We start from the raw sequence: 6,419 nt of genomic DNA on the forward strand, positions 1-6,419 counted from the left end.
GAAAACGTTCCACTGGAACGTTTTCTGATCCTCCTCATACATGGCGGGCAGACACCCGATCAGGCCTATCTCAGCCAGCCGATGCCAATCCCGGCAGCGGCGCAACCAAGGCGGAGATCCACTTAGCACGAGCCCCGACGTTGTTCAGACGAAGCGAACCACCTCTATCGGGGAGGATCATTTGGTGTCCGTCGAACCAGAGGAAGATCAGTCGAAGGGCGATCCAGCGCATCTCGCCCTTGACGTGATGGGGTGGCAACCCGGCAGGCACTTCTGTCGTGGTCAGCTTCCATCCTTGTCGTGCACGTTCTCGAAGAAAACGTCCTGCCATGTCGCTCCTTCCAGTTTCAGCGTGCCGATGTGGGTCATGAAGTCGAGATACTTGCCGATATTGTTCGGTGTGGTGGTGTAGGTGACCTGTGGGTCGGTGATGATCTGACGCACGAGTTCGGGTGTGGACGCATCTCCGCTGAGCCTCACATATGTATCGACCGCTGCGTCCGTATCCGAGTTGATGACCCCGATCGCATCCTCGAGCGATTCCACGAAAGCCCGGTAGATAAGCGGGTTTTCGTCCTTGAACCGGCTTGATGCCCAGATCACGTTGAACGTTGCCGGTCCGCCAAGCACGTCGTAGGAATTGAGCACCGTGTGCACGCCCTCGTTCTGCAACTCCAGATCCTGGATCGGCGAGGCGGTGAAATGGCCCGTGACCTCATGACCCGCCATCAGGGCGGCCATTCCGTCGGGATGCGACATGGTGATGGTAAACGCGTCGAGACGGTCACGCTCGCCCTCGCCGAACTCCTTCTCCGCCGCCATCTGCAGCAGGATGGCCTGGATGGATACCTTGACGGCCGGCAGGGCGATCTTGTCAGCCGAGCTGAAATCGGTGATCGACTGGATCTCCTCCTTGTTGCTGTTGAGGAGAAGCGGCATCGAGTTCATGGACGAGACGCCCTTTACCTCGGCTGAGGTTCCGTCAGTTCTTTCGCGCAGGATCAGAAGCGGCGGCACCCCGCCGGCCGCGAACTGGACGCTGTTCGACAACAGCGCATCGTTCATTGCGGCGCCGCCGGCGAGAGTTGCAAAATTGACCTTGAGGCCTTCTATTCCAAGCTCCGCGGCCCGCGCCTGAAGCAGGCCGCGGTCCTCCATGATCATCAGCGGCAGATGCCCGAGACTGGGCTGCCGCGCGATCGTGATCTCGGCCATTTCGGCCTGTGCGATCGTAGCGCCAGCAAGGGTGATGGCAGCGGTGATTGCAAGATTTCGAAGCAGCATGTCATATTCCTCCCATTGATTGGACGTCGGGGCCTGATGCCCTTCTTGTCAGTGACCGCTGCCACACGGGGCGGGCAGACCAGCCATGATCACGTTGACGCACGCCACTTTGCCGCTGGTGACGGCGCGTTCCAGTGCAGCGTCGAGATCCTCGAGCCGCTCGACATACTCTCCATGTCCGCCAAGGGCGACGACCGCCAGATCGTAGCGCGCATTCGACAACTCGCAGCCGACAAGCCGCTCTGGCCCATACTGGCGAAGCTGGATCTGATGTTCCGCATTCCACCGACCGTCATTGCCGATGACAACGACAAAGGGCGTTTGCGCGCGCACTGCCGTCTCGAACTCTGCCAGATGAAAGCCCACGGTGCCGTCACCGACGAGGGCGATGACGGTGGCGTCGGGTGCGGCCATCTTGGCACCGAGCGCATAGCATGGGCCGCCGCCGATCGCGCCCGATGGGCCGTTCACGATGCGGCGCGTGCCCTGGGCGCCTGCCTGCGCCCACTGGCCGAACTCCCCGCCGTCACAGATCACGACCGAGGACGAGGCGCGATCGAGGCACCGCTGGACAGCGGCGCAAAGCGCGCCGGGGGTGAGGCGGCCGGCGGCGTCCGTGTCCTCGTAACCCGCACGCCAGCGTATCGCCTCCGTAACGCGCGCGCGCCATGCGGCCCGGTTGGATGCAGATGGCGGCTGGTCAAGCAACGCCTGCGCGACCGGACCCGCAGGAGCCTGAAGCTCATCAACGATCTTGTCGCCCAGATTTTTCCGGGCGCGCTGCAGTTCGGCGTTCTCGGCGTTGACGACTATCCATGCCGCTTGGGCGGCCGGCTTGCCGAAGCCGAGGGTGAAATCGACCGGCTTGCCGAGCGAGACGATCATGTCCGCATCGGCGACCATCTTCGCGACGGCGCCGAGCGCGGGATCGCTAAGGCCGCGCGGACTTTCCATCGCGATGACGGGAGCGTCGAGATGATCTGCCAGCCTGGCGTGAAGATCTGCCGTTCTGCTCGCTGCCATGGCCGGACCGAAGAGGACGAGGGGGCGCTCGCACTGTGCGAGCCGCCGGGAGATTGCCTTAATTGCCGCCTGATCAATGGGGTTGTCTGCAAAGCGCATGTCGTCCGCCGACGGAGGCGCAATATCCGATTCCGCCTCGAGGACATCGAAGGGCAGCGCCACATGGACCGGGCCGGGACGGCCCGACTGCGCAACCTTTGCGGCCTCGACCAGCGCATCGCGAAGCTCGCCCACAGTCTTCGGCCGGATCGACAGCTTGGTCAGCGGCGATGTAAGGGCAACCTGATCGAGTTCCTGAAACGCGCCGCTTCCATCCTGTGCGACGGAGGAATCTCCGGTCAGGAACAGGACGGGACTTTCCGAAAGCCGGGCACTGAACAGCGGCCCGAGCGCGTTCGCGGCGCCGGGTGCAGCCGCGACCAGACACACACCCAGGGTGCCGGTCAGCTGCGCATGGGCATCGGCCATGAAAACGGCGGCCGCCTCGTGGCGCGTGTGCACGATCTCAAGCCCCGTATCGAGGCAGGCATCATAGACGGGCATTATCTGGTTGCCCGACAGACTGAAGATGGTCTTCACGCCTGCTGAAGCGAGCGCCTCGGTCACAATATTAGCGCCGCGCATCAATCTGTCTCCGTTGCTTGTGGTGCTGCGCCGTCGTCCCTCGCCAGCGCTCTGCGAGGTTAGGCGATGTGGGCTTGCCATGCGGCCAAAAATACTTTCGTTTTCTGTAAGTCCTTCTTACGCGACGATTTTGCTCTGCGCGCTGATAGATTTTTTCACGCGGACCGAGACGCGGCATCTAGGGTCAGGACCCATTGATCTGCTTGAGGCTGCTGGGTCCGCGTGATTTAAGCTCCCGCACCGACGGGGGTGATGATGAGCAACCTTTTCCGGCTGACCGACGCGCAGATGGAGCGTCTGCGGCCCTTTTTCCCGAAGTCCCACGGCAAACCCCACGTTGATGATCGGCGCGTGCTGAGCGGCATAATCTTCATCAATGGCAACGTGTTAAGATGGTGCGATGCGCCCCGGGAGTATGGCCCTCCGAAGACCCTCTACAACTGTTGGAAGCGATGGGGCGACATGGGGGTCTTCGCCCGGATGATGGAGGGGCTGGCCTCCGAAGGCGGCGCGGAGAAGGTCGTCATGATCGACGCGACTTATCTGAAGGCGCATCGCACGGCCTCAAGCCTGCGGGCGAAAACGTATGGCCCGCCCCGTTGCAAGCGCTGATGGAAATGGATCGAGCAGTCTGCACAAACGTATCCGGCATGCCGGCGCTGTGGCCGCTGCCAAGATGGAGATCCGCGCGTCCCGATCCTCATAAAGGGGCCGGCCTCGAAGAGCCATTTTTCGCCGGAGGTTGTCGGAACACCGTTCGACTGTCAGGCCATCTTCCTTTCACCACTCGCAGTTCGTCGCCCCCGGCACGATGTCTGCCGGAGGCTGTTCTTATGCTGGTCTCGCCTCGGCCTGATAGATCCGGCCGTGGCGAAGCAGGGCCCAGACGGTGCGCGCCATCTTCGCCGCCAATGCGACAACGGCGACATTGGGATGGCTGCGAGCCAACAGCCCTCGCAACCACGACCCGAGGGCCGTGTCGGTCTTTGCCAGCGAGGGCATGGCAGATCGCGCGCCCTGGATCAGCATCTTGCGCAGGTATCGGCTGCCGCGCTTGGTGATCCCCATCAGCCTTGGTCTGCCGCCGGTCGTGACCTGACGCGGCACCAGCCCCAGCCATGCCGCAAGGTCGCGTCCCTTCCCGAAGGTCGCGGCACCGCCGACCGCGGCCACGAGGGCGGTCGCGTTCAGCGCCACGATGCCGGGAATGGATGTCAGGCGCCGGGCCCGATCATCGGTTCGGGCCATGGCCGCAAACTCGGCGTCGAAAGCAGCAATCCGACGGTCCAGATCGTCCCACCGCGTGCGCATGTCTTCGATCAGACGGCGCAATCGGCCATGACCTTGCGCGGCGGTGTGTCCGCGCTCCAGCAGCAGGCTCCGGATCTGGTTGGTCAACGAGGTGCGCTCGCCGACCAGACGGTCGCGCACCCGGTGCAGCGTCTGGATGTCGAGCTGTTCCTCGCTCTTGAGCTCGACAAAGCGCATGGTGGGATGGGTCGCCGCTTCGGCGATCGCCTCGGCGTCGCGATCGTCATTCTTCTAGGCCTTGACGTAGGGCCGCACATATTCCGGCGACATCAGCCGCACCTCATGCCCCAGTGCCGCCAGCGATCGGTCCATGTGATGCGCGCCGCAGCAGGCTTCCATCGCCATGGTGCAGGGCGGCAGCCTTGACGCGAAGGCGATCACGCCATCACGACGCATCCGCCGCCGCAGGATCACCGATCCGGCCGTGTCGAGGCCGACGATGCTACAGCTGTTCTTGCCCAGATCAATTCCGAGGATCACGATGCTCATGGTCCGTTCCTTCCTCTCTGAAACACCGACAATCCTACACCGGCGTCGGCCGGAGGGGCGGGCCATCCCTAAAGGAGGGTCCGACGACAAGCGCGGCCGCCTGATCGGGCGCACGAAGGGCGGGTTGAACACCAAGTTGCACGCCGTCACCGATGCCAAGGGCCACCCTCTTCGGTTCTTTATGACCGCAGGCCAGGTCAGCGACTACCGCCGGCGCTGCGGCTCTGCTGGGCAGCCTGCCTGCCGCCGAATGGCAGATCGCCGACCGGGGTTATGACGCCGACTGGTTCCGGGAAGCGCTGAAAGACAAGGGGATATGCCCATGCATCCCCGGCCGGAAGTCCCGCGGCAAACCCGTCCGCTACGACAAGCGCCGATACAAGCGGCGCAACCGGATCGAGATCATGTTTGGCCGGTTGAAGGACTGGCGCCGCATCGCCACCCGCTACCACAGATGTGCGAAAACCTTCCTCTCCGCCGTAGCACTCGCCGCAACCGTCATGTTCTGGCTATGACCATCAATGAGATGCCGTAACGGGGCCTGCGTCGCGCACCGCCCGTTACCGCTTGCATGACGAGGGGCAAGCTGTCGCCGTTCCCGTATCAGATCCACAAGGAGGACTGGGGATGAGGCTGTTTGTTGGGCTGGATGTGTCGCTGGCGAAGACCGCGATTTGCGTAATCAGCGAGCATGGGAAGATCGCGCGGGAGACTCAGGTTGCCAGTGAGCCCGAGGCGCTGCTGCGCTGGATCAAGGACCAGTACGGCGACATCGCCGCCATCGGCCTTGAAGCCCGTCCCTGGTCGCAATGGCTGCATCGCGGATTGAGTGAGGCAGGGCTGGATGTCGTGCTAATGGAGACCCGGCAGGTGAAAGGAGCTCTGAAAGCGATGCCGATCAAGACGGATCGGCGGGATGCCGAGGGTATCGCACGCCTGCTGCATCTGGGCTGGTTCCGGCCCGTTCATTGCAAATCAGTGTCGGCACAAGAGATTCGTGCCGTGCTCGGGGCCCGTAAGGCTGTTCAGCAGGGCATGATTGCGCTGGAAATGTCCTTGCGCGGGCTCCTGCGAAACTTCGGGCTCAAGGTCGGTGCCGTCTCCCGCGGCCGGTTCGAACACCGGGTCCGGGAACTGGCGGCAGGCAATCCGATGCTGGAGGCGGCGACCGATCCGATGCTCTGAGCCCGCGCGTCCCTGCGGCAGGAACTGGCCAGGCCGGAGCGGCGCGTGCGCCAGTTGGCCCAGGATGACCCGGTATGCCGGCGGCTGATGTCCATGCCGGGGATCGGCGCGGTCGTAGCGCTGACCTACCGATCAGCCGTCGATGATCCCGCCCGGTTCACGTCTTCGAAGAAGGTGGGTCCTTGGGTCGGCCTCACCCCGTCACGCAATCAATCCGGTGAGCGCGACGTCTCGGGCGGCATCACCAAGGCAGGCGAGGTCAATCTGCAACGCGCTCTGTGTCAGGCCGCCACTGTCATGATGCACCGTGGGCGGGCGACTTGGCTGAGAACATGGCCGCACATGTCGCCCGCCGCCGAGGTGCGAAACGCGCCATGGTTGCCCTGGCGCGGCGCATCGGCGTGATCCTGGGTCATGCCCCTTGGCGTGGTGTAGGAGCGCCGGCCCTCGGAGAGGTCCGAGCTTGATCAGATTGCTACAGCGGGCAGCCTGATGCCGGGATT

3 protein-coding genes and 4 pseudogenes are annotated in these 6,419 nt (G+C 63.7%); 3 read left to right on the forward strand and 4 right to left on the reverse strand.

Annotated features, from left to right (window positions below):
* Positions 1–70: 70 nt before the first annotated feature.
* Genes KTN05_RS16910 through KTN05_RS16920 form a run of 3 tightly spaced genes read right to left on the reverse strand, consistent with a single transcriptional unit; the run spans position 71 to position 2,931 of the window.
* A complete protein-coding gene (locus KTN05_RS16910; protein ID WP_217330556.1) occupies positions 71–331 on the reverse strand; it encodes a hypothetical protein in 261 nt (86 codons plus the stop codon).
* On the reverse strand, positions 283–1,284 hold the full coding sequence (locus KTN05_RS16915) for an ABC transporter substrate-binding protein (protein ID WP_217330554.1): 1,002 nt from the start codon (positions 1,282–1,284) through the stop codon (positions 283–285). Before KTN05_RS16915 ends, KTN05_RS16910 begins: the two co-directional genes overlap by 49 nt.
* 48 nt (positions 1,285–1,332) lie before the next feature.
* Entirely contained in the window at positions 1,333–2,931 is a 1,599-nt protein-coding gene (locus KTN05_RS16920; RefSeq protein WP_217330555.1) for a thiamine pyrophosphate-binding protein, read from the reverse strand.
* A gap of 255 nt (positions 2,932–3,186) precedes the next feature.
* Here KTN05_RS16920 and KTN05_RS16925 point away from each other — a divergent pair.
* Positions 3,187–3,531: pseudogene (locus KTN05_RS16925) on the forward strand (transposase); the annotation flags it as partial.
* Positions 3,532–3,762: 231 nt separating this feature from the next.
* On the opposite strand, the pseudogene KTN05_RS16930 reads toward KTN05_RS16925, so the two are convergent.
* Positions 3,763–4,731 (reverse strand): annotated as a pseudogene (locus tag KTN05_RS16930) (IS110 family transposase).
* A gap of 67 nt (positions 4,732–4,798) precedes the next feature.
* On the opposite strand from KTN05_RS16930, the pseudogene KTN05_RS16935 reads away from it, so the two are divergent.
* Both KTN05_RS16935 and KTN05_RS16940 read left to right on the forward strand, forming a co-directional pair.
* A pseudogene (locus tag KTN05_RS16935) lies at positions 4,799–5,246 on the forward strand (IS5 family transposase); the annotation flags it as partial.
* 112 nt (positions 5,247–5,358) lie between these two features.
* Positions 5,359–6,383: pseudogene (locus tag KTN05_RS16940) on the forward strand (IS110 family transposase).
* The last annotated feature ends 36 nt before the right edge of the window (positions 6,384–6,419 follow it).

The sequence above is a fragment of the Paracoccus sp. Z118 genome, from assembly GCF_019061185.1.
In the GTDB taxonomy this organism is placed as follows: Bacteria; Pseudomonadota; Alphaproteobacteria; order Rhodobacterales; family Rhodobacteraceae; genus Paracoccus.